At 76.8% G+C, this 2,467-nt stretch carries 2 protein-coding genes; one reads left to right on the forward strand and one right to left on the reverse strand.

Going from position 1 to position 2,467, the window contains the following annotated elements:
* Positions 1-308 precede the first annotated feature (308 nt).
* A complete protein-coding gene (locus tag ABTZ17_RS36665) occupies positions 309-1,247 on the forward strand; it encodes an SCO1860 family LAETG-anchored protein (protein ID WP_352200156.1) in 939 nt (312 codons plus the stop codon).
* A 116-nt stretch (positions 1,248-1,363) separates the two neighbouring features.
* On the opposite strand, the gene cobC is transcribed toward ABTZ17_RS36665, so the two are convergent.
* A complete protein-coding gene (gene cobC / locus ABTZ17_RS36670) occupies positions 1,364-2,377 on the reverse strand; it encodes an Rv2231c family histidinol phosphate aminotransferase CobC (RefSeq protein ID WP_352200157.1) in 1,014 nt (337 codons plus the stop codon).
* Positions 2,378-2,467: the final 90 nt, after the last annotated feature.

The following is a 2,467-nucleotide window of genomic DNA, read 5'->3' on the forward strand; positions in this document are numbered from 1 at the left end:
TCCAGCCGCGCCGATACCCGCGTGGAGCTGGAGGTCTCCGCCGAACTGGTCCCGGGGGGGGGCCCGGCGGGGGGCGCCCCCCCCGGGGCGCGCCGCCGTTCACCGTTATGGGTGGGGCCAGGGGGAACCCGCGTACCAAAAGATTCGAATATGAGCGCGGAAACCCCTCTTTGGGGTGAACTCACGTCAGGTTGTCACCCGTTCACTCTCAGTGCGTAAAACTTCCGGGGTCGAGGCCGTCGGCGCGCGCAATGTCCCCCATTGGCGGCGCCGGGACGGCTCCATAACTCCTTGGGGGTTCCACCACCTTGAACAGCAACACCTCCCGCACGTCCGCCCGCCGCGCCGGTGCCGCCCTGGTCGCCGCCGCCCTCGCGGCGGGCCCCTTCACGCTGCTGGCCGCGGGTCCCGCGCAGGCCACCGGCGGCACGGGCGACGGCCGGGCGAACGCCGTCGTCCTGAAGGCCGGACTCGACGTCGGGCTGCTCGACAAGACCGTCCACGTGCCGCTCCGGGCCACCCTGAACGAGGTCTCCGCCCCCGGCCGGGCCGAGAAGACCGCGCTGACCCTCACCCTCGACGGGGTGGACCGAGGGCAGCCCTTCAGCATGGTCCGGGCGGACGTCGCCGAGGCCGTCGCCGAGGCCGACCGCAAGCGGGCCGAGGGCTCCGCCACCCTCGCCCGCGCCACCGTGCACCTGCCCGGCCTGCCGCTCCTCTCCCTGGTCCAGGTCGAGAAGGTCACCGCCCGCGCCCTCTGCGAGGCGGGCCGCAAGCCCGTCGCGGAGGCCAACGTGCTCGGCGCCGTCACCGTGCTCGGCAAGAAGGTCACGCTCTCCTCGTCCGGGACCACCCGGATCGTCGTGCCCGCCGTGGGCGAGGTCCGCCTCGACCTCTCCGCCACCGAGACCACCTCCCGCAAGGCCGCCGCCACCGCCCTGCGCCTCAAGGTCTCCGTGAACCCGCTCCAGCTGAACGTGGCCGAGATCGAGGGCGAGGTGACCCTGGTGCAGGCCTCCTGCACGGCACCCAAGGCCGCCGCGCCGACCCCGAGCCCCGAGCCCAGCAAGCCCGTCACCATCGACGACCCCAAGCCCGACGTGAAGCCCCAGACCGGCGGCTCCGACGGCAACCTCGCCGAGACCGGCGGCAGTTCCGCCACCCCGTACGTGGCGGGCGGCGCCCTCGTGCTCCTCGGCATCGGCGCGGGCACCGTCCTCCTGACCCGCGGCCGCAGCCGCGCCTGACCGGCCCGAGGGGGCGGGACCGGTCCACGGGGGCGGGCGGACGCGACGGCGTCCGCCCGCCCCCCGCGCGTGACGCGGGCCGCACCCCCGGCGCCCCCGACCCTCCCCGCGGGCCCTCAGCGACCCGTCAGGGCCAGCGCCCGGTCCAGGGCCTGCAGGAACCGGCCCGTGGTGGCCCGGTCCCGGACGGCCAACCGCAACCAGTCCGGCCCCAGCCCCGGGAAGGTGTCCCCGCGACGGGCCGCGAAGCCCAACGTCCGCAGGTGCCCGCGCACCTCGTCCGCCCGGTCCAACCGGACCAGGACGAACGGCCCCTCCGCCGGACCCACCGCCCGCACCTCCTCGAACTCGGCCAGCCCCGCGAGCAGGTGCTCCCGGTCGACCGCGATCCGCCGGGCCGCCTCCGCCGCCTCCGCCAGGGCCCGCGGGGACACGCACGCCTCGGCCGCGACCAGGGCGGGGGCCGACACCGGCCACAGCGGCTGCGCCCGCTCCAGCAGGGCCACCGTCCCCGGCTCCGCCAGCACGTAGCCGATCCGCAGCCCCGCCAGCCCCCAGGTCTTCGTCAGGCTCCGCAGCACGACCAGCCCCGGCAGGTCGGCACGGCCCGCCAGCGCCTCGCGCTCCCCGGGCACCGCGTCCATGAAGGCCTCGTCCACCACCAGGTACCGGCCCGGCCGGGCCAGCCGGGCCAGCAGCTCCGCCGGGTGCAGCACCGAGGTCGGGTTCGTCGGGTTGCCGACGACGACCAGGTCCGCCTCCTCCGGCACGGCCGCCGGATCCAGCCGGAAGCCCTCCGCCTCCGTCAGGACCACCCGCTCCACCCGGTGCCCCGCGTCCCGAAGGGCCGCCTCCGGCTCGGTGAACTGCGGGTGCACCACCACCGGGCGGCGCACCGGCAGCGCCCGCGCCAGCAGCACGAACGCCTCCGCCGCCCCCGCCGTCAGCAGCACCCGCTCCGCGGGCAGCCCGTGCCGGGCGGCCACCGCGGCCCGGGCGGCCCGCCCGTCCGGATAGGCCGCCAGGAAGTCCAGGGAGCCCGCGACGCGCTCCCGCAGCCACGCCGGGGGCGTACCGGCCCGCACGTTCACCGCGAGGTCCACCAGCGCGGCGCCCTCCGCCCCGCGCACCTCGGCGTCCCCGTGGTGGCGCAGGTGTCCTCGGGCTTGGTCCAGTTGCAGGGGCACAGCTCGTCGGTCTGCAGGGCGTCCAGGACCCGC

Origin of the sequence: Streptomyces sp. NPDC097619, from assembly GCF_040302735.1 — a bacterium.
Taxonomy (GTDB): Bacteria; Actinomycetota; Actinomycetes; order Streptomycetales; family Streptomycetaceae; genus Streptomyces.